The following is a 20258-nucleotide window of genomic DNA, read 5'->3' as shown; positions in this document are numbered from 1 at the left end:
GAGCATATCGCCAGTTTATGCTAAGCATAGGTCCAGTTCCGAAGCTGCGGCGAAGCGCACGCCGGAAGAGGACAGACATGGAGCATGGCATTTCTCCCGACTCGATCTTCCTGAACGAGAGCCTCGGGGTCACACTTCAGGGACGACTGTCTGCCGCGTTGGTGCGGCTGATCCTTGATCGCCGTTACGCGCCCGGTACAAAGTTGCCGTCAAGTCGTGAGCTGGCACGGCATCTTGGAATCTCCCGGCTGACTGTCACCCTGGTCTATCAGGAGCTCGTTGCTCAGGGGTATATCGAGGCTCGCCCGCGCTCTGGATTTGTTGTAGCTGAGACGGTTCCGCATCGTCGCATACAACCGCAAAGTAATCCTGAGGGACGATCTTGCGTCAGCTGGTCAGACTGGCTGGCGCAAGCACCACAACGACGGCGGGTTATCCACAAACCCGCAGATTGGCGGAACTACCGCTACCCGTTCATCTATGGTCAGGCTGATCCATCGCTGTTCGATCTAAGTGCATGGCGCGAATGCGTTCGGCAGGCGACGGCCCGACACGACTTCTCAGAGCTCGCCGCGGATCAGTACGGGCAAGATGACCCACTTCTGGTAGACTTTATCTGCGCCAATACGCTGCCGAGGCGAGGCATAAGCGCGCAGCCCGAAAACGTCCTGATCACCCTCGGCGCACAGAACGCGCTCTACATGGCCGTCGAACTGCTGGCGGCGCCCGACCGTCTCACGGTCATGGAGGAGCCGGGCTATCCCGACTTCGCCGAGATCCTGCGGCGCGCCCGCTGCCCCGTGCACTTCCAGAGGATCAGGGCTCAGGGGCTTGACCCGGCGGACCTGCCCCCCGAGGCGCGGCTGGTCATGGTCACCCCCAGCCACAACATTCCTACCGGGATCACTATGCCCCTGGTCAACCGGCGCGAGTTGCTCAGATTGGCGACGGAGCGTGATTTTTTGATCATTGAAGACGACTACGAGTTCGAAATGTCGTATCTGGCGCCGCCGGAGCCATCCCTCAAATCGCTCGACCAAGATGGGCGGGTAATTTACGTGGGCAGTTTTTCGAAATCTCTGTTCCCAGGTCTTCGCATAGGTTACATGGTCGGACCGGCCCCGCTAATCGCCAGAGCACGCGAGTTGCGAGCGGTCATGCTGCGTCACCCGCCGGGGCACCTGCAGCGGATCACAGCCTACTTCCTCGCCTACGGGCATTATGATGCGCACATCGTCAAACTCAGACGAATTTTCGCCGAGCGCCGCGCGACGCTGGTGAAAGCGCTGCAAGACGTAGCTCATCTGACAATCGCCGGGGCGGCGCGCCAAGGCGGATCCAGCATCTGGATTCGAGGTCATGAGGGGCTCGACAGTGATAAACTTAGTCGAGAGCTGCGGGCCGAAAGCGTATTGATAGAAGCAGGTGCCGCGTTCTTCGAAACGCCGCGTCTGCCCTGTCCCTTTTTTCGTTTGGGTTACTCGTCGATCACGGAAACCAACATCGCTACAGGTGTCGAACTCATCGGGCGCGCGGCTGCGCGGCTGCGATGAGGCTCTTGGACAGTCCGCGAGCAGGTATACGACTTCAAGCTAAAGAGTCATTCAGGTTGTGGTGCATCTCACAAGCCGTGTCGAATTTTCCGGCGGCTCCCACGCGCATTGGCTTGCGCCCGTTTCATCTGAAAGGTCCGTCCCCGTGCCAAGATTGCCATGTCAGTATCGCCGCGACAAGCATGATGACGCGACAGATGGGTCAATTTGTCAGCAAACTGACTATTTGAACAACTTGCTGACGGGCTGCGCCGGCGTCATTCAAAGAACGGGGCTGGCGATTTTTTGTTGGTGGAGATGCTTGGACAAGAGAGAAACAAATTCGCCGCAAACCTCTTCTCCAATTGGTTGCCTTCCTTCTGCGAGCCGCGAAGCCAGAAGGGTTCGTCAGGAAAAACCTCGACAGCATGAGCGAATTCGATGCGCACTGGTTCATGCGTGCGATCGAAGCGGCTTATGTGCACGAGGCGTCCGGATTCTTCTCCTCGGATATGGCCAAGACAAAATAGCAGATCCTGTGGGTAGATAGCTGGATCGCAGGCTCGAGGAAAGTCCACCTCTGGCTTGAGCCGATCATCACGATCGGCGCCCTCGCACGGCTGATCGACGCGTACCACTGGCCGCAATCGCAGGTCGGCCCTCAATCCAAGGCAGCCTGGCAGTTCGACCTCATGGGATATGACGAGGATCGGGGTACCGAGTTGGTTGCGGGCGAGGTCAAGAAGACGAGGAGGGAGGTAGACCAGCTCATCGCCGACATGACCAGGTTCGGCGCGATCCCTCCATTGGAGCAGGAACCCGCGAACAAAGGTGGCCAAGAACGCCTACAGGAAGGTCGCTGGCATTCTCAGATCGTGGCCCCGGCTGTTCTGGGCCGTGGGGCCGGACGGGTACGAGGAGCTGTTCGAGGTGGTCCGCGCCGGCGACGCGGGGAAGTTTTTCCTCGATCCCGTTTCCCCGGATCGGCTCCGGTTCCCCGTCCTCCCTCGATCGCATCTGCCACGGATGGCGGCCCAGTCCGGAAGGCAGCACGATCCGGACACCTCGACGGATAACGCCAGCTCGGGCCTTCGATGCAGATCTCCATGACAAATCGAACGGGCTGATCCTTCAAGCGTCAGACGACGAAGAAGACGACTGTCATGGCCGCCCCGACCGCGACGATGGCGGTGCGCAATAGGTCGGTGCGCTGGATTCGCCGCGCCTGCCAGGCGCCCAGATAGCCACCGATCGTGGTCGCGACGGCGAGGATGAGGGCGGAGTCCCACGCGATGAGTCCGGCAGTGGCGTAGGTCGCGACGGAAACGACGGACAGGATCGCAGACAGCAAGTTCTTGAGGCCGTTCATCCCATGCAGATTGGTGAACCCGATCAGTCCCAGAACGGCGAGCAGCATGATGCCGAGCCCACCGTTGAAGTAGCCGCCGTAGATCGAGACCCCGAGGATGGCGGCTGCCGACAGGAGCGATCCCGCGGCGCCGTTGCCGCGAGAGCGGACGGCCGCGAGGAGCTGCGGACCGGCGGCAAAGAGGCAAGTCGCCGCCAGGAGCAGCCAGGGAACGATCCTGACGAAGGCCTCCCCCGGAGTCAACAGAAGAAGCGCTGCGCCGGCCAGTCCACCAGCAATGGCCACGAGGATGATGGCGGGAAGGCGGAGCGTTCCCTCAGCGGTGAGGTCATGCCGGTAGGCTTAGGCGCTGCCGATATAGCCGGGCATGGCCGTCAGCGTCGCGGTGGCATTCGCCATGATCGGCGGGATGCCCAGCCAGACAAGGGCGGGAAAGCTCAGGAACGTGCCGCCGCCGGCGACTGCGTTCAGTCCGCCCGCCAGAAGGCCGGCGATCGTGAGAATAATGACAGAAAGCATTGGCGCCTCCGGAAGTAACCGGCACCTATTGCCAGAGAGCAGGATTGGTCTGCAAATTGGCCCGAAGTGGAGGCCTGCGCGTGCGAACGAACAAGCATGAAGCGCGAGAAAGATTGTGGCGCGTTCTCGAGGATTGGGCGCCCGCGCCGGGCGACCGCCTACCGCCCGAGCGTATGCTGAAGAACTTGATCGGGTGCAGCCGCGAGACGCTGCGCGCGGCTCTCGCGACACTCGAGGTCCAGGGCGAAATCTGGCGGCATGTCGGCCAAGGCACCTTCCGCGGGCGGGCGCCGCTCGGACGTCCGGTGAAGGACACCCTGTTGCTCGAGGCGACGACGCCGGCGGAGCTGATGGATGCGCGACGCCTGCTTGAGCCGCAGGTGGCCGCCGCGGCAGCGCTTCGCCGTGTCGACGACGATCTCGCCCTCCTGAGCCGGCGCGTCGAAGAAGGTCGATCGGCGCGAGACCGTGCTGCCTGCGAGCGGGCGGATGACGCGTTCCACCAGGCAATCGCGCAGGTAGCCCGCAATCCGCTCCTCATCGCGCTCCTGCGCCACTTCTCGAGCGCACGTTGCCGGGCGGTTTGGCAGAGGGAATGGGACCGCACCTACCGTCGCGTCGGCGTCGCCGAGTTCACCCAGGTGCATAGCAATCAGCACGCTCGCGTGATCGAGGCGATCGCGGCCAGAGACGCGACGGCGGCGTACCAGTCCATGGCACAGCATCTGGATGCCGTCAGCATCGACATGGGACTCCCGGAGGCCGCCGCAACCAAAGAAGGAAATGAAGCGCGGTGATGGCCCAGACCTACGTCAACGGCCGAGGAGTCGCCCTGGCCCGATGCCCTCTCCGAGCAAATGTCGGGCGCTCCAGAATGGTCCTCCGTGGACAAGCATGAGTGCAGTTGAAACGCGAAGTCCCTGGATCGCTGTCGATGGTGCGGATGCCGCTGTGCGATGATCCGAAAACAGCTTTTCACGAGATGACCCTGGACCAGACGAAGGACAGAAGGACAGAAGGACACACCGGACGATCTCCGCTCAAGTCGGCTGGGCAACGGGTTCTTCAGCGGCATGTTGAGGATCGGCGATCTTGGCGCGCCGAAGCGGTGGACCGCTTCGTTCAGCACCTCGTCGCAGAAGTTGGCCTCCAGCGTAGCGCATCGGCAGATAGGTGATGTCGGCGCACCAGAGGCGTTCGTGATGTGTTCACGTCTATCACGCATCGTGGCCTGCGCTGCGATCTGCGGCTTTGCGCCCATGCTCGAGGTCTTGCTGGGCGCAGCAATGGCGTTCAGCATCGCAACTGAAAGCTGATTGACATGAGGGTTGATGCCCGGCTCCCACGCGAAAGTCGCATCAAGTATTGTACCTGCCGACGCCTGCTGCCACTGCTCTCTCGACCAAGAACTCGGCATGCCTTCGCTTCATCATAGGACGTCTGCACGGCCTCGTCGGTCACCGCCTTGGCCAGCTCCCGATCAAGCCAGACCTGCACCATCGCGTCATCTTCGGCCGTCTGCGTGGCGCCCGTGACCAATGCGATGACCTCAGGATCCTCGGCCAGGTTCTGACCGCGGGCTTTCTCGAGGGCGAGTTCGCGAAGGATGAGCTGCTCCAGCGCGATCGGGACCAGCATCTGCGGCGACTGTGACTGCAGCTGTGGCGGCAACATGCCGATCACCATCATTACGTCCGAGCCGCGGATCTCGGCTTCGCCGACGGTTGCCACGAGCGTGTCCGGGGCCTTGCTGGCCGAACCACTCGCGCCAGCTGCCGATTGCGATGACTGTTCCCGGGCCTGTTGTTGCCCCATGTCCTGAGACGACTCGGCCTCTGCGGACTGTTCTGCGTTCTTTGCAGTCTGCTCTCCGTTCTGAGTGGAGGCAGTGTCCTGAGACTGAGTTGTCGCCTCGCCTGCCTGGCCATTCTCCTGTGACTGCTGGGCCCAGACGGGGCCGAGCGCCAGTGGAAGGCTCAGAACCGCGGCAATCGCCGTGCTGCACATCGTCCTGTTCGTCATCGTCATGTCGTTTTCCTCCGATTTTCCTCCGATGAGCCTCGAATGGCCCCTCGGGTGAAGAGAGGGCCGATGCTGGCCCTCTCCTGTTGTGGGGCGGACGCTCAGGCGTCCCAGAAGCCGCCGTCGCCCATGTCGTCACCGACATCGCCGAACTCGGGTTCTTCGATCCGCGTCCCCAGCGTCAGCATGATCAGCGGCACCCAGTAGGTCGCGTCCCGGATGATCACCGGGCCGGGCATCCAGCGGCGCTGCGCTGACCAGCATCCGGTGAAGAGGGGCGAGGTCAGGAAGGCCGCCAGCCGCTCTTCGGTCCAGGGCAGACGCAACTTGGGCCGGGTGACGCGCACATGCAGGTCGTCCTGCTCCGGGCGCGTCGTCGCGATCCGCTCGATCTCGCGGTAGGACAGGGCCTCGGGTACCGCGGGGCCGCCATCCGTCCTGGCTGCCTTGAAGATCCGGTTCACGCCGTTGCGGTTTCGCTTCAGCGTCTCCAGCGAAAGCCGCGGCGTCAGCTGCTCGGCCAGCAGCGCCCGCTTCTCGATATCGGACAGCTCGGACCGGGCCCGCATCGCCGCGATCGCGGCGGCGTCCCTGGCGTCGGCCGCGTCGATCTCCTCCTGCTTCGTCCGTTCGATCCCGACCGAGGTGTAGCGGTTCTTGCCATGCTTCTTGCCGTGATCCTTCGGCAGCCGGCCATCCATGCGAAGAACTCCCGCTGCTCTGCCACCGAGATCGCCGAGACCGGGATATCGCCGAAATACTCCAGCAGCAGCTTCGCCGGCGCGTCGATGTTCCCCTTCATGCTCCGCGTGGGATAGTTCTTCAGCGCCTGCGCCCAGGCCGCGGAGATGTGCACCGGATCGGCCATGAGCGCCTCGACCGAGGGAGCGCCCAGGCGTTCGGCGACCGCTTTCGCGGCGCTGCTCGCGTCGTCGCCATCGAGTGACCGCGCCTCGACCCGGCAGATCTCCCGGACGAGTTCGATCGCCCGGCGGCCGAGATCGGCGCGCAGTTCCGGGAGGTCCAGCCCGATCCGGTCGGCCGCGTCGTGCAGCGCCGGGGCGATCTCGTCGAAGTCGTTGCGCCGCGCCGCCCGCTTCAGCCGCGCTTCCTTCTCCTGCGCGGCCTCGATGCGCCGGTCGATCTCGTCGTCATCGAGGGCGTCGCGGCTGTCCTGGTCCGCGATGATGGCGGACAGCATGTCCCGGCACATCCGGGCCAGGATGAGATCGATCGCTTCGGCGCCGAGATGGTCGCCTGTCAGTCGGGCCATGAGCTGAGCCTCTTCTTCCCTGAGTAGGGCGAGGAGCCGCGCGGCGCGGATCATCGCTTCGGGAAGGAGAGGGGTTCGCAGGGAGAAACACAGAAACGCCCGGCCGCATTTTTTTGCGAGGGGCAGCGGCAGGCGCTTGCGGAAGTAGAAGGTCCGGCCGCGGCGCTGGAGATAGGGTCCGGCGGGGCGGCGAAAGCCGGGTGCCCGGCGCCGGCCGCGCCGTGCATGTGTCACAGCATGTGTCACAGTTTGCGGCGGGTGTGACACACGGGCCGTGCGGACGGCACTTACCCGGCTGTTTTGGCGTGGTTTTTCGGTTTTCATGGCTGGGGCGGTAGGATTCGAACCTACGGTACACGGTACCAAAAACCGATGCCTTACCACTTGGCCACGCCCCAACCGTGCGGCGGGGTTTAGCCAAGCGGGACACAGGGCGCAAGCGGGATTTTTCCGGCCGGAGTTCTCTGACGTGGCGCGCCGGGGGGTTAGCGACGGAATGGATCGCCGAGCGGTTCGAAACCCGACCGGCGTTGCACACCTCGTCCGACGCCCCGCTCTCGCAACCGCGGCCGGCCCGCCATCCGACAACGTGGGGCGCTACCCGCCAAAATCACGCGGAGCTCACCGCCGTGCGACGGTCTGCGTTCACGCGCCTGCGGAACCCTGTCCGCTACAGAGCGATCGCCGAGATCAGTCGGCCGTAATCCGCGGCGCCCTCATGCGTCGCCCGTCGATAGCTGAAGAACCGGGCGGGATCGGAGTAGGTGCAGTGACCGCACCAGTCCGCGTCGACGCCAAGGCCCCGCAGCCGCGCCAGGCCGTAGGAGGGCAGGTCGAACAGCGGCCGGCCGGCCGGGCCGCCGCTGAAGAACCGGCCGTTCGCGGGATCATCGGCCAGGAACACGTCCATGAACTCGTCGCCGACCTCGTAGGCCCGCTGGCTGATCGACGGACCGATCACTGCCCGGATCCGCTCGGCCCCCGCGGCCTGCATGGCGGCGACGGTTGCGTCCAGAACCCCGTCCAGCGCGCCCCGCCATCCTGCATGAGCCGCCCCGATCACCCCTGTATCGGGATCAGCCAGCAAGACCGGCTGACAGTCCGCCGTAAGGACGGCGAGGGCGATGCCCGGCGTTGCAGTGACCAGTGCGTCGGCCGCGGTCGTGCAGACCGCCGCAAGATCATCGCCCGGGCCGACCGTGACCACATCGGCTGAATGGACCTGGTGAACGGTTGCCAACCGGTCGGTCGGGACGCCCATCGCCTCGGCCACCCGCAGGCGATTGATGCTGACCGCGTCACGCTGATCGGACGACCCGCGCCCGCAGTTCAGCCCCGAAAATAGGCCCGACGAGGCACCGCCCTTGCGGGTGAAGAACCCGTGGCGCAGCGGCGCAAGCGCCGGGTGGGTCAGGATTTCAAGCGCGGGCTGCATCACTCTCCAACACGGCGAAACCGGGCGGCGGCGGGGCTTTGGGCGGCCAGATGGCCATCACCTTGAACAGGTGACCCATCTGGGCCGGATGGGTCAAGCGGTGAAGCGCCGTCTGCGCACCGGCATCTCCCGCGGCTGTCAGACGCGCGGCCCGGGCCTCGATCCCCAGCATGCGCAGCCACGCCCCTTGGGGGACCGGGGCCGACGCCGCCGCGCCTTCCGCGACCGCGGCGGCGGCCAGCGGGGCGAAATCCACATGCGCGGTCAGATCCGCTTCTCCGGGACGGTCAAGTGGATCGGCGCGGCCGTGACGCTGCAGCGCCTGCAGGCTGTCGCCGTACCCGTCCCAGGTGCCGTAATCGATGATCAGGGCCACGCCGCCATGGCGCACGATCCGGCGGGCGATCGCGGCGATGATCGCTGCGGCCGCTGGCCGATCCTCCCACACCTCGCCCGGCGCACCGTCGCGCGGCAGCGGGACGGGCGGCGCCAGGGCCAGTGCAAGCGCGCCCTCGGAAACGGTCACCATGCGTTCGGCCCAGCCCCCGTCGACCCGCACGAACTGGCGGATCGGCAAGGCGTCGAAGAACTCGTTGGCAACCAGGAACAGTGGCAGCTCGGGCAGCTCATCGACGCCGCCGCAATGCGAGACCGGACCAAGGCGCGCGCTCTGGATCTGCCGCAGCCGGGCCGACGCCTCGACCAGCGTGATCCGTGCAGCGTCGGTCAGACCCGGCACCCGGGCCATCGCCCGCCGCATGTCGGCCATCAGCGTGCCTCGGCCGGGGCCAAGCTCCGCCAGCGCAAAGGGCTTCGGCGCGCCCTGATCGATCCAGGTCTGCGCCAGGGCCAGCCCGACCAGTTCCCCGAACATCTGGCTGATTTCGGGCGCCGTGGTAAAATCGCCTGCCGTCCCGAACGGCTCGCGCGTGGTGTAGTAGCCGTGCTCGGGATGCAGCAGACAGGTCTGCATGAAGTCATCCAGCCGCATCGGCCCATCCCGTGCGATCCGACGGATGATCAACTCTGCGAGCGGCGTCACCGCCGCGCGCGCCCGGCAAGCCAGACGAAGCTCAGCCCGGCGAGGATCATTGGCAGCGACAGCAGCTGACCCATGCTGATCCCCCATACCGGGCCGCCCAGAACATGGCCCCAGGGATTGTCGGGGGTGATGAACCGCGCATCGGCCTGACGAAAGAACTCCACGATGAAGCGCGCCAGCCCGTAACCCGCCAGAAACACGCCCAGCGCCAGGCCGGGCCGCCGCAGCCCGCCGCGCCGCACCAGCCACAGCAGGGCCACGAACAGCAGGACGCCCTCCAGCGCGGCCTCGTAGAGCTGGCTGGGATGGCGGGCACAGGGGCCGAGCGCCGTTGCACAGGCCTGCGCGGCCTCGCCGGGAAAGATCACGCCCCAAGGCAGGTCGGTGGGGCGCCCCCACAGCTCGGCGTTGATGAAGTTGGCGATGCGGCCCAGTCCCAGCCCCACCGGGGTGGCCACGGCGAGCGCGTCGGCCAGGCGGAGGGGCGCGATGCCGTTGCGGCGGGCGAACAGCCACGCGGCCACCAAGACGCCCAGGAACCCGCCATGAAAGGACATGCCGCCCTGCCAGACCCGCAGGATCTCGGTCGGCCGCGCCAGATAGTATCCGGGCTCGTAGAACAGGACAAAGCCCAGCCGCCCGCCCAGAACGACGCCGACGACGACCCAGGTCAGCAGTTCCTCAACCTGACCGGGGCGCATCGGCGCCTGCCCGCCCCACAGTCCGGGGCGCCGCATCAGCGCGACCATGATCCGCCAGCCCAGCAGCAGGCCGACAAGATAGGCCATCGCGTACCAGCGCAGCGCGAATTCACGCCCGGCGATGGTGATCGAAAAAATGTCAGGCGAAATGTCGGGAAAGGGGATCATGCGACAGTCGATCTCGGGATTGGTGCCGTCGGCCGGATATGACGGCGATTTGCGCCGCGGCAGGCTTGGACGGTGGGCGCGGGCAAGTCAACGCCGGCGCCCGGCACATTGAAGCGAGCTCGCCCTAGGGCCATATAGGACCGCAAACGGCAATCTTCGTGCAAGGACCCCGGAATGACTCAGCAGAACCGCCTGTTCGACGATCTGTCGCGCCTGATGACCAACGCGGTGGGCGTGGCCCAGGGCGCGAAGGACGAGGCCGAAACCGCGTTCAAGGGCTGGGTCGACCGCTGGCTGGCCGAGCGTGACTTCGTCACCCGCGAGGAGTTCGAGGCGGTGCGCGAGATGGCGATCAAGGCACGGACCGAGAACGCCGAACTGCGCGCCCGGATCGAAGAACTCGACAAGACGAAACCCGCGGCAGCCGACGCCGGTGACGGTTCACATGACGAGCCGCCGGTCGGCTGAGCAGCTGCCTCCCGGCGTCAACGCCCCGGCACCCGCCGGTGCAACGATCCGTCGCGCGCAAACAGCAGGATGTCGCCCGTTTCGCTGACCACCACCGTCCAGTCGCGGGCAAAGGTGACCGCCGCCGGCGTGACGTCTGCCGGCAGTTGCAGATCAGCCGGCAGGGCGGGCAGCGACGGCGCGGACAGGCGCAGCCACAGGATGCCGGCGACTGCCAGCATGCCCAGCGCCATCGTCGCGGCCAGCGCCGTCACCAGGCGGCGCAGCCAGCGAAGCTCCGGCACCTGCTGATCGGCTGCCCCCCTGGGCGCGCCCTGCCCTTCCGTCCCAACGACCTCACGCGTATCGTCCTGCGTCATGCCCGACCTGTTCCTGACCATTCCCGACGATCCGCCCACGCGGCTTGATAAGGCGCTGGCCGTGGCCGCGCCAGACGCGGCGGCCCTGTCGCGATCCCGGTTGGCACGGCTGATCAGCGCGGGTGCGGTGCACGGTCCCGCAGGGGTCGTGCAGGACGGCAAGGCGCGGGTGGCGGCAGGCGAGTGTTATCGCATCCGCATCGGCGACCCCGAACCGGTCGAGACGCGGCCAGAGGCGATCGCGCTGGACGTGGTCCACGAAGACGCCGACCTGATCGTGATCGACAAGCCCGCCGGCATGGTCGTCCACCCGGCGCCGGGCAGCGCGTCGGGCACCCTGGTGAACGCCCTGCTGGCGCATTGCGCCGGTTCCCTGTCGGGCATCGGCGGCGCGGCGCGGCCGGGAATCGTCCACCGCATCGACAAGGACACCTCCGGTCTGCTGGTGGCGGCCAAGACCGACCGCGCCCATCAGGGCCTCGCCCGCCAGTTCGCGGATCACAGCGCGGACCGTGCCTATCTCGCCCTTGCCCACGGCATCATCGACCCCGCGGATGCGCGATTGCGGGGCCTGCCCGGCGTCGCCTTCGAACCCGGCGGCGTGCTGCGCGTCACCACCCGGCTGGCGCGCCACCCGACGGATCGCCAGCGGCAGGCTGTCACCCGCGACCGCGGCCGTCATGCCGTGACCCGCGCCCGCATGCTCGAGCGGTTCGGATCGCCCCCCGCCGCGATGCTGGTGGAATGCCGGCTGGAAACGGGGCGCACCCACCAAATCCGCGTGCACATGGCCCATTGCGGGCTGGGGCTGATCGGCGATCCCGTCTATGGCGGATCGCGCAAACCATCGGTCAAGGCGTTGGGAATCGATGCCGCAGTTGCAATTACGGCGTTCCCGCGACAGGCCCTTCACGCGGCGCGGTTGGGTTTTGCCCACCCCGTGACCGGTACATGGCTCGCGTTCGAAAGCCCGCTGCCACCCGACATGGCGGGGCTGCTTACGGTACTGCGGGCCGGAACCATCCCCGGCTGATCGCGTTCCCTACCTTTCCGCGCGCATGAATGGGCCCCGTGGCCCAGAGGACCGTCATGGTTAACTACACCGGCTTGCCTGCCCCCAGCCCCGAACAGGGGATGAACCGCTATCTTCAGGAAATCCGCAAGTTTCCGCTGCTGGAGCCTGAGGAGGAGTACATGCTGGCCAAGGCCTGGGTGGACCATCAGGACTCCGAGGCCGCGCACAAGCTTGTGACCTCGCATCTGCGCCTGGCTGCCAAGATTGCCATGGGCTATCGCGGCTACGGGCTGCCCCAGGCCGAGGTGATCTCCGAGGCGAATGTCGGACTGATGCAGGCGGTCAAGCGGTTCGATCCGGAACGGGGCTTTCGCCTGGCCACCTATGCCATGTGGTGGATTCGCGCCTCGATCCAGGAATACATCCTGCGGTCGTGGAGCCTGGTGAAGATGGGCACCACCAGCGCCCAGAAGAAGCTGTTCTTCAATCTGCGCAAGGCCAAGGCCAAGCTGGGGGCGCTGGAGGAAGGCGATCTGCGGCCGGAGAATGTCGCCCAGATCGCCAAGGATCTGAGCGTCACCCAGCAGGAAGTCATCGAGATGAACCGGCGTCTGGCCGGCAGCGATGCGTCGCTGAACGCGACGATCGGCTCGGCCGACGGCGATTCCACGGCGCAGTGGCAGGACTGGCTGGAAGACGAAAGCGCCGACCAGGCGGCCGATTTCGCCGAAGCGGACGAACTCGAGGCGCGCCGCTCGATGCTGACCGCCGCGATGGACGTGCTGAACGAGCGTGAACGCGACATCCTGATGGAACGCCGGCTGCGGGACGAGCCGCTGACGCTGGAAGAGTTGTCGACGCGCTACAACGTGTCCCGCGAACGCATTCGCCAGATCGAGGTTCGCGCCTTCGAAAAACTGCAGGAGCGAATGCGCAACCTTGCCCGCGACAAGGGCATGGCGATCGCGCAGGACTATTGACTCGCGCGCGAGTTTCGGGCCGATACAGATCGGTGCCGATCACAGCTGCGCCAGCGGGTCCTTCGTCCTTGTTGACCCATGCCGTTTTGTAGCAGACCTTTGCCTCGCCTATGGTGAGGATGTCGATGACGGAGCGGGCAGCATGACGCTCGGGGACGGTCGCGGCGCGCGATTCCTGCGCCGTGCCTGCGCTATCCCGTGCTGCACAGGCTGCGCCGGATCGGCTTTTTCGACCGGAGCCTCGCCGTGACCGCCCTCAGCGCGTTCCAGCGGCTGGAGGCGTCGGGTGTCTGGCGCGAGGCTCCACAGGAAGCGGTGCGCGACGTGATCGTGTCGGTTGGTGACGCCACGCTGATCCTGACCGATCCCAAGTCGGACCAGCCGCTGTCGCACTGGTCCCTGCCCGCGGTGACCCGCCTGAATCCCGGGCAGAAGCCGGCGATCTTTGCGCCCGGCGTGCCGGCCACCGACGAGATCCTGGAGATCGACGACGAGTTGATGATCTCGGCCATCGAGAAGGTGCACACGGCGATCCAGGCCAGCCGGCCGCGGCCGGGCCGGCTGCGGGGCGGGCTGCTTGTGGCGGCGGCGGCGGTGCTGGTGCTCGGGGGGCTCGCATGGCTGCCGGGCGCTGCGGTCCGCCACGCGGCGCTGATTGCCCCGCCCGCACAGCGCGAGGCGGTCGGCCGTCAGGTCCTTACGCAACTGACCGAGACCACCGGGGCGCCCTGCAGCCGGGCCGCGGGTTCGGCGGTGCTGGACCGGCTGGCCCGGCGTGTCACCGGGGCCGACAGCCGGGTCGTCGTGCTGCCGAGCACATTGCGGGGCGCCCGCGCCCTGCCGGGAAAGCTGATCGTGCTGGGCGACGACCTGATCATCGGACAGCCCGCGCCCCATGCCGCGCTGGGCCACGTCGTGGCCGCCCAGCTGGTCGCCGAGGAACAGGATCCCATGGCCGCCGCCCTGACCTTTGCTGGCTTCGGGGCGGCCGTTTCGCTGCTGACGACCGGCCTGCTGCCCGACGACGCCCTGGACGGCTATGGCGAGGTGCTGCTGGCGTCTGCCCCGCCGCGGCCCAGCGATGACGACGCGCTGCTGGAACGCCTTGCCAGCGTCGGCGTGCCCAGCAGCCCCTACGCACGGTCGCTGGACCCGAGTGGCGAGGCGGTCCTGACGTTGATCGAGGCTGACCCGTTCCGGATGGCGCCCCCCGAAAAGCCGGTCCTTACCGAGGGCGAGTGGGTCCAACTGCAGCGCATCTGCGACACGGCCATGGAGCCCTAGCGCAGTTCATTCACCCGAAAGCTGCTGTCCGGCCGCGCGCATCTTGCGCAGACTGGCACCGCACTGCCCGCTGAAAGCTGCTGGGGGCCGCCACGGTCCCGTAGCAAGACCGGAATTCCGCCATCTCCAACTGGACGACCGGGCAAGCTCGAGCCTCGTCCTGTCCTTTGATCCGGCGTCTTGCGGTGCGGCGTTCCCGCGCACACGGGTCGAAACGCCTATTTCGTCCCGAACATCCGGTCGCCAGCGTCGCCGAGACCCGGCACGATGTAGCCGTGGTCGTCCAGCCGTTCGTCGAGCGCGCCGGTATAGATCGGCACGTCGGGATGGGCCTGCCGCATCCGTGCGACCCCCTCGGGCGCCGCCAGCAGGCACAGGAATCGCAGGTTCTTGGCCCCGGCGGCCTTCAATTGGGTCAGTGCGGCCGCGGAACTGTTGCCGGTCGCAAGCATCGGATCGACCACGATCACCATCCGCAGGTTCAGATCCGCCGGCACCTTGCTGTAATACTGCACCGGCTGCAGCGTCACCGGATCGCGGTAAAGCCCGATGAACCCGACCCGTGCGGCAGGGATCAGCTCGAGGATCCCGTCCAGCAGGCCGTTGCCCGCCCGCAGGATCGAGATCAGGGCCAGCTTCTTGCCCTCCAGCACCGGGGCCTGCATCCGGCACAGCGGTGTCTCGATCTCGGTCGTGGTCAGGTCCAGTTCGCGGGTCACCTCGTAAGCCAGCAGCAGGCTGATTTCGCGCAGCAGCTGGCGGAACCCCGATGTCGAGGTGCGCTTGTCACGCATGATGGTCAGCTTGTGCTGGATCAGCGGGTGATCGACGATGGTCAGATGCGGGGTGGCAGTCATGGATGGTCCCTCGTCTGCAGGGTCACGGTGGTCCTGAATGCCCCACCGCCGCGGCTCAGCCAAGCGCTGCCAGCAAGCGCTGCCGTGTGGCATCGTCGCAGAATGCGGCTTCGGCCGCCCAGCGGTTCATCGCGGTGAATTCGGCCTCGGTCCAGCCGAAGGTTTCCGCGAGCCGGTCGTATTCCCGCGTCAGCGTGGTGTGAAAGAAGGGCGGGTCGTCGGTCGACACGGTCACCCGGCAGCCCGCGTCGGCCAGCCGGGAAATGGGGTGCGACCGCCAGTCGGGGTAAAGGCCCAGCGCGATGTTCGATACCGGGCAGATTTCCAGCGTGATCGCCTGCTCTGCCAGCCGCGCGACCAGTGCCGGATCCTCGATCGCGCGCACGCCATGGCCGATACGGGTGACGCCCAGGGCCAATGCGTCTCGCACCGACTGCGGGCCCGCCCATTCACCGGCGTGGCAGGTCAGCCCCAGGCCCGCCTCGCGTGCGCAGTCGAAGGACCACGCGAAATCCTGCGGACGCCCGACCGTTTCGTCCCCGCCGAGGCCGAAACCGGTGACCCAGCCGCCCGCGGTCTCGGCCGCGCAGATCGCCGACCAGCGGGCCCGCTCGGATCCTCGATGGCGGATCGGGGTCACGATGGCGCGGCTGTCCACGCCCTGCGCGCCCAGAACCTCCGCCGCCTCGGTCATCGCGGCCAGGTAATCGCGCCAGGCGGGCAGATCCGCCCCGCCGCAGAACTCGGGCGAGACGAACAGTTCGACATAGATCGCGCCCTGCTCGGCACATTGTTCCAGCGCCACGCCGACCAGATGCGCATAATCGGCAGGGGTGCGGATCAGCGCGGTCGCAGCCTCGTAGACACGCAGGAAATCGGCGAAGCCTGCATAGATATAGCGGCCCTGCGCATCGAAGATGCGGGGCAGATCGACGCCATCACGGGCCGCCAGGCCCCGGATGAAGGATGGCGGTGCCGCGCCCTCCAGATGCAGGTGCAGCTCGATCTTCTTCAGCGTCATGGCAGGGATCCGGTGAGTCGCTGGGGAACCGTGCGGGGCCTCACAGAAAGCTGGTCCCGTGGGCAGGCCGGGGGATGTCCAGATGCGCGGCGATCGAGGCGCCGACGTCGGCAAAGGCCACCTGTCCGATGGCACGCGTGCCGACGCCCCAGCCCAGGACCGGCACCCGTTCCCGGGTATGATCCGTGCCCGTCCAGCTTGGATCGTTGCCGTGATCACCGGTAAACAGGACCAGATCGCCCGGCCGCATCCGACCGAGCAACCGACCTGCCACCCCGTCGAACCACTCCAGCGCGGCGGCGTAGCCGGCGACGTCGCGGCGATGTCCGTGATCGGTGTCGAACTCGACGAAGTTCGCGAAGGTCAGGCTACCCGGTTCGGCCGTGTCCGCGAGGCCGATCAGCTGATACGCCAGATCGGCGTCGGATCGCCCCTTGTGCACCCGTCCAATCCCGCGCTGGCTGAAGATGTCGCCGATCTTGCCGACCGCGTGGGTTGTCCGCCCGGCGGCGACGGCCAGATCCAGAATCGTGTCGCCCGGCGGTGCGATGGCAAAGTCGCGCCGGTCGGGGGTGCGGGCAAACCGGCCCGGCGTGCCCGCAAACGGCCGCGCGATGACCCGTCCGACCCGCATCGCGTGCACGAACGGCGCCAGGTTCCGACACAGCTCCAGCAGACGGTCCAGGCCGAACCGGTCCACATGCGCCGCGATCTGCAGCACGCTGTCGACGGAGGTGTAGCAAATCGGCCAGCCGGTCCGAAGGTGCTCCTCGCCCATACGGTCGACGATTTCGGTCCCCGGGGCGTGGCAGTTGCCCAGGATCCCGTCGGTCCCGGCCAGCGCGCAGATCCGCCGGGTCAGCTCATCTGGAAAGGCAGGGCTGGTGTCGGGAAAATGATGCCACGCCCACGGCACCGGCACCCCGGCCAGTTCCCAATGGCCCGACGGGGTGTCCTTGCCGAGCGAGACCTCTGTTGCGGCGCCCCACAACCCCTGCGGCGCGGCCCCCAGCCCGGGCGCCTCGACACCGCTGGCGAGACGCAGGGCCGCCCCCAGTCCCAGCCTGTCAAGATGGGGCATGTGCAGCCGCCGCGCCATAGCGATGTGGCCGAGCGTGTTCGCGCCGGTGTCCGGCCGATCCCCGTTGAAGAAGCGATCCGCGTCCGGCGCCCCCCCGATCCCAAGCGAATCCATGACGATCAGAAAGGCCCGCGTCATCGATGACCATCCCCGTTGTGGACACAAGCCGCAGGGATCACGTCATTCGTTCGGGGGCAAGGTCCGGCAGGGGTAACCGCGTTCACTGCAGCAGTCGTCCGAGCCGCCGCGCGGCACTGATCGCGCTGACTTCCATGTGAACGGTCACCGTCAGTCGACGTCGACGCCGGCCATGTGTGCGACCTCGAAACGTCCCGGCAGCAATTCGCCGATGGTGGTTCCCAGCGTCTCGCCTGCGACCGTCGCCAGCAGCACCGGGACATCGGCGCGGCCGAATTCCGCCAGCTTCTGCCGACACCCGCCGCAGGGGGGCACCGGATGCGGGCTGTCCGCGATGACGCAGACCTCGATCAGTTCGGTTTCGCCGCCCGCCACCATCGCCGCGATCGCGCCAGCCTCGGCACAGGTCCCTTCGGGATAGGCAACGTTCTCGACATTGCAGCCGCGATAGACATTGCCGGACGCACCCCGGATTGCCGCACCCACCTTGAACCCCGAATAGGGCGCGTAGGCGGTTTCTCGCACCTCGCGCGCGGCATCGATCAGGGACATCGGTGCGGTCCTTCCGATTTCGAATGACGCGACTGTGCCGGGGCGGTGCCCGGGATGCAACAAGCCTTGGACAGGCCCGGGATCATCGGTAACCCTGAGCACAAAGGGCGAGGGAGAACGCGATGGACGACCGGCGGCAGGACAATGCGCGACAGGCGGCGCTGGATTATCACGAATTTCCGCGCCCGGGCAAGCTGGAGATCAGGGCGACGAAGCCCCTGGCCAACGGCCGCGACCTAAGCCGCGCCTATTCGCCCGGCGTCGCGGAAGCCTGCCTGGAGATCAAGGCCGACCCCGCTTGCGCCGCCCGCTTCACCGGGCGCGGCAATCTGGTTGGGGTGGTCACCAACGGGACGGCGGTTCTGGGCTTGGGCAATATCGGGCCGCTGGCGTCCAAGCCGGTGATGGAAGGCAAGGCGGTCCTGTTCAAGAAATTCGCCAATATCGACTGCTTCGACATCGAACTGGACGAAACCGATCCCGAGCGTCTGGCCGCCATCGTCCGCGCACTGGAACCGAGCTTTGGCGCCATCAACCTGGAGGACATCAAGGCACCCGACTGTTTCGTCGTCGAACGGCTGTGCCGCGACAGCATGAAGATCCCGGTGTTCCACGACGACCAGCACGGCACGGCCATCGTCGTCGGCGCGGCGGCGACCAACGCGCTGCGGGTGACCGGCCGGGACTTCGCCACGATCAAGGTCGTGTCCACCGGGGGCGGGGCGGCAGGCATCGCCTGCCTCAACATGCTGATCAAGCTGGGGGTCCCGCGCGAGAACATCTGGCTGTGCGACATCCACGGCTTGGTGCACGAAGGCCGCGACGTCGACATGAACCCGCAGAAATCCGCGTTCGCCCAGGCGACGGACCTGCGGACGCTCGACGAGGTGATCGACGGCGCCGACCTGTTCCTGGGCCTGTCGGGTCCCGGCGTGCTGACCGCCGACATGGTGTCACGCATGGCGCCCGAGCCGATCGTCTTCGCCCTGGCCAATCCGACGCCCGAGATCATGCCCGAGGACGTCCAGGCCGTGGCCCCGCGGGCGGTCATCGCCACCGGTCGCAGCGACTATCCGAATCAGGTCAACAACGTCCTGTGCTTTCCCTTCATCTTCCGCGGCGCGCTGGATGTAGGCGCCACCCAGATTAACGACGCGATGCAGATCGCCTGCGTCGAGGGGATCGCGGCACTGGCCCGCGCCACCACCAGCGCCGAGGCCGCCGCCGCCTATAGCGGCGAGCGGCTGAGCTTTGGCCGCGACTACCTGATCCCCAAACCCTTCGATCCGCGACTGATCGGCGTGGTGGCGACCGCGGTCGCCCGTGCGGCGATGGAATCGGGCGTCGCAACCCGCCCCCTGCCCGACATCGACGCCTACAAGCGCCAGCTGGACGGCTCGGTCTTCCGTTCGGCGCTGATCATGCGGCCGGTGTTCCAGGCGGCGGCCACGGTGACCCGCCGGATCGTCTTTGCCGAGGGTGAGGACGAGCGGGTGCTGCGCGCCGCGAACGCGATGCTCGAGGAAACCACCGACGTGCCGATCCTGATCGGCCGTCCCGACGTGATCGCGACCCGTTGCGAACGTGCGGGTCTGCCGATCCGGCCCGACAAGGACTTCGAGATCGTGAACCCCCAGGACGATCCCCGCTATCGCGACTACTGGGAAACTTATCACCGCCTGATGGCCCGGCGCGGGGTGACGCCCGACGTGGCGCGGGCGATCCTGCGCACCAACACCACCGCCATCGGCGCGATCATGGTTCATCGCAACGAGGCCGACAGCCTGATCTGCGGCGCATTCGGGCAGTACAGCTGGCATCTCGACTACATCCGGCAGGTGCTGGGCCGTGACGGGCTGAACCCGGTCGGCGCCTTGTCGATGATGATCCTGGAACAGGGGCCGATCTTCATCGCCGACACCCAGGTGAACCACGATCCGACCCCGGAACAGGTCGCCGCCACCGTGATCGGCTGTGCCCGGCATGTCGGCCGGTTCGGCCTGACCCCGCGCATCGCCCTGTGCAGCCATTCGCAGTTCGGCAATCTCGACACCCATTCGGGGCGCAAGATGCGGGACACCCTGGCTATCCTGGACGCACGCAACGTGGACTTCATCTACGAGGGCGAGATGCATGTGGATGCAGCGCTCGATCCGGCCGTGCGCGACCGGATCATGCCCGAGTCGCGCCTTGGCAACGAGGTCGCGAACGTGCTGGTCTTTGCCGGCACCGACGCGGCGTCGGGCGTCCGCAACATCCTCAAGACCCGCGCCGACGGGCTGGAGGTGGGGCCGATCCTGATGGGGATGGGGAATCGCGCCCATATCGTGACGCCCTCGATCACGACACGCGGGCTGCTGAACATCTCGGCGCTCGCAGGCACGCCGGTCGCCCATTACGGCTGACGGCGGCCTTGGGGCGATCCGCGATCCGGGTTGCCGC

20 protein-coding genes, 1 tRNA gene and 1 pseudogene are annotated in these 20258 nt (G+C 66.9%); 8 read left to right on the top strand and 14 right to left on the bottom strand.

Annotated elements, in window-relative coordinates:
• Window positions 1-77: 77 nt before the first annotated feature.
• The gene (locus Q0938_RS01940; protein WP_299358541.1) at window positions 78-1553 is read left to right on the top strand and encodes a PLP-dependent aminotransferase family protein; all 1476 of its coding nucleotides are present in this window, start codon (window positions 78-80) and stop codon (window positions 1551-1553) included.
• 257 nt (window positions 1554-1810) lie between these two features.
• Here the strand turns inward: Q0938_RS01940 and Q0938_RS01935 are convergent, their stop codons facing one another.
• A complete protein-coding gene (locus Q0938_RS01935; RefSeq protein WP_299358540.1) occupies window positions 1811-2371 on the bottom strand; it encodes a hypothetical protein in 561 nt (186 codons plus the stop codon).
• A 299-nt stretch (window positions 2372-2670) separates the two neighbouring features.
• A pseudogene (locus tag Q0938_RS01930) lies at window positions 2671-3420 on the bottom strand (sulfite exporter TauE/SafE family protein).
• Window positions 3421-3500: 80 nt separating this feature from the next.
• Between Q0938_RS01930 and Q0938_RS01925 the strand changes: the two are divergent.
• A complete protein-coding gene (locus Q0938_RS01925; protein WP_299358539.1) occupies window positions 3501-4217 on the top strand; it encodes an FCD domain-containing protein in 717 nt (238 codons plus the stop codon).
• 276 nt (window positions 4218-4493) lie between these two features.
• Window positions 4494-4736 (top strand): hypothetical protein, encoded by a 243-nt coding sequence (locus Q0938_RS01920; protein WP_299358538.1) that lies wholly within the window; start codon window positions 4494-4496, stop codon window positions 4734-4736.
• Here the strand turns inward: Q0938_RS01920 and Q0938_RS01915 are convergent.
• The 7 genes from Q0938_RS01915 to lgt form a co-directional block, all read right to left on the bottom strand.
• Complete coding sequence (locus tag Q0938_RS01915) at window positions 4714-5448, bottom strand: hypothetical protein (RefSeq protein WP_299358537.1); 735 nt, start codon at window positions 5446-5448, stop codon at window positions 4714-4716. The genes Q0938_RS01920 and Q0938_RS01915 overlap by 23 nt on opposite strands.
• 95 nt (window positions 5449-5543) lie before the next feature.
• On the bottom strand, window positions 5544-6011 hold the full coding sequence (locus tag Q0938_RS01910; protein ID WP_299358536.1) for a hypothetical protein: 468 nt from the start codon (window positions 6009-6011) through the stop codon (window positions 5544-5546).
• Entirely contained in the window at window positions 5951-7039 is a 1089-nt protein-coding gene (locus Q0938_RS01905; RefSeq protein ID WP_366942719.1) for a DUF6538 domain-containing protein, read from the bottom strand. The genes Q0938_RS01910 and Q0938_RS01905 overlap by 61 nt, the downstream gene beginning before the upstream one ends.
• Window positions 7039-7113, bottom strand: a tRNA-Gln gene (locus Q0938_RS01900). Before Q0938_RS01900 ends, Q0938_RS01905 begins: the two co-directional genes overlap by 1 nt.
• Before the next feature lie 272 nt (window positions 7114-7385).
• Window positions 7386-8150, bottom strand: a complete 765-nt coding sequence (gene pgeF / locus Q0938_RS01895; RefSeq protein WP_299358534.1) for a peptidoglycan editing factor PgeF — start codon at window positions 8148-8150, stop codon at window positions 7386-7388.
• Complete coding sequence (locus Q0938_RS01890) at window positions 8134-9192, bottom strand: SAM-dependent methyltransferase (RefSeq protein ID WP_299358533.1); 1059 nt, start codon at window positions 9190-9192, stop codon at window positions 8134-8136. Before Q0938_RS01890 ends, pgeF begins: the two co-directional genes overlap by 17 nt.
• Window positions 9189-10061, bottom strand: coding sequence for a prolipoprotein diacylglyceryl transferase (gene lgt, locus Q0938_RS01885; protein ID WP_299358532.1), 873 nt, complete (start codon window positions 10059-10061; stop codon window positions 9189-9191). The genes Q0938_RS01890 and lgt overlap by 4 nt, the downstream gene beginning before the upstream one ends.
• A gap of 174 nt (window positions 10062-10235) precedes the next feature.
• Between lgt and Q0938_RS01880 the strand changes: the two genes are divergently transcribed.
• Entirely contained in the window at window positions 10236-10529 is a 294-nt protein-coding gene (locus Q0938_RS01880) for an accessory factor UbiK family protein (protein WP_299358531.1), read from the top strand.
• 17 nt (window positions 10530-10546) lie between these two features.
• Here the strand turns inward: Q0938_RS01880 and Q0938_RS01875 are convergent, their stop codons facing one another.
• On the bottom strand, window positions 10547-10888 hold the full coding sequence (locus Q0938_RS01875) for a DUF6476 family protein (RefSeq protein WP_299358530.1): 342 nt from the start codon (window positions 10886-10888) through the stop codon (window positions 10547-10549).
• Here Q0938_RS01875 and Q0938_RS01870 point away from each other — a divergent pair.
• From Q0938_RS01870 to Q0938_RS01860, 3 genes are all read left to right on the top strand, one after another.
• On the top strand, window positions 10887-11921 hold the full coding sequence (locus tag Q0938_RS01870; RefSeq protein ID WP_299358529.1) for an RluA family pseudouridine synthase: 1035 nt from the start codon (window positions 10887-10889) through the stop codon (window positions 11919-11921). The genes Q0938_RS01875 and Q0938_RS01870 overlap by 2 nt on opposite strands.
• Window positions 11922-11977: 56 nt before the next feature.
• Complete coding sequence (rpoH, locus tag Q0938_RS01865; RefSeq protein ID WP_299358528.1) at window positions 11978-12883, top strand: RNA polymerase sigma factor RpoH; 906 nt, start codon at window positions 11978-11980, stop codon at window positions 12881-12883.
• Window positions 12884-13129: 246 nt separating this feature from the next.
• A complete protein-coding gene (locus Q0938_RS01860; RefSeq protein WP_299358527.1) occupies window positions 13130-14167 on the top strand; it encodes a hypothetical protein in 1038 nt (345 codons plus the stop codon).
• A gap of 218 nt (window positions 14168-14385) precedes the next feature.
• Here the strand turns inward: Q0938_RS01860 and upp are convergent, their stop codons facing one another.
• From upp to Q0938_RS01840, 4 genes are all read right to left on the bottom strand, one after another.
• Window positions 14386-15024, bottom strand: coding sequence for a uracil phosphoribosyltransferase (gene upp / locus Q0938_RS01855; RefSeq protein WP_299358526.1), 639 nt, complete (start codon window positions 15022-15024; stop codon window positions 14386-14388).
• Between the two features lie 55 nt (window positions 15025-15079).
• Window positions 15080-16045 (bottom strand): adenosine deaminase, encoded by a 966-nt coding sequence (locus Q0938_RS01850; RefSeq protein WP_299358525.1) that lies wholly within the window; start codon window positions 16043-16045, stop codon window positions 15080-15082.
• Window positions 16046-16085: 40 nt separating this feature from the next.
• Entirely contained in the window at window positions 16086-17264 is a 1179-nt protein-coding gene (locus tag Q0938_RS01845; protein WP_299358523.1) for a phosphopentomutase, read from the bottom strand.
• A 150-nt stretch (window positions 17265-17414) separates the two neighbouring features.
• Window positions 17415-17816: a cytidine deaminase gene (locus Q0938_RS01840; RefSeq protein ID WP_299358521.1), complete on the bottom strand. Its 402-nt coding sequence runs from the start codon at window positions 17814-17816 to the stop codon at window positions 17415-17417.
• 122 nt (window positions 17817-17938) lie between these two features.
• Between Q0938_RS01840 and Q0938_RS01835 the strand changes: the two genes are divergently transcribed.
• Window positions 17939-20221, top strand: coding sequence for an NADP-dependent malic enzyme (locus Q0938_RS01835; protein WP_299358519.1), 2283 nt, complete (start codon window positions 17939-17941; stop codon window positions 20219-20221).
• Window positions 20222-20258 lie beyond the last annotated feature (37 nt).

The sequence above is a fragment of the uncultured Paracoccus sp. genome, assembly GCF_947496875.1.
Lineage (GTDB): Bacteria > Pseudomonadota > Alphaproteobacteria > Rhodobacterales > Rhodobacteraceae > Paracoccus.
This window is presented reverse-complemented; position numbering and strand designations above follow the sequence as displayed.